1 protein-coding gene is annotated in these 255 nt (G+C 73.7%); it reads right to left on the reverse strand.

Annotation, left to right across the window (positions count from 1 at the left end; all coding sequences use genetic code 11):
* The coding region (locus tag IF89_RS40225; protein ID WP_043195180.1) for a hypothetical protein at positions 1 to 229 on the reverse strand (229 nt) is incomplete at its 3' end.
* Between the last annotated feature and the right edge of the window lie 26 nt (positions 230 to 255).

Below are 255 nucleotides of genomic sequence, written 5' to 3' on the forward strand. Positions count from 1 at the left end.
CGAGCTGGTCGGTCTGGGACGCCAGGCGCCCGGCCGGATCGTAGGTGCTGCGCACACCGGTGCGGGTGTCGCCCTGGCCGGGCGCGCCCTGGGTGAGGGTTTTAGCCGTCTGGCGTCCGGCGAGGTCGTGGGTGAGGGCTGCGGTGAACTCCTGCCCCGGATAGGTCTCCGGTGCGGCCGGGCTCAGCACCGTGCTCTGCGGGATGCCGCCGGCACCGTAGGAGGGCACCGCCGTGACCTCGCCGCTGGTTGAGG

Origin of the sequence: Streptomyces sp. NRRL F-2664 (assembly GCF_000719345.1) — a bacterium.
Lineage (GTDB): Bacteria > Actinomycetota > Actinomycetes > Streptomycetales > Streptomycetaceae > Streptomyces.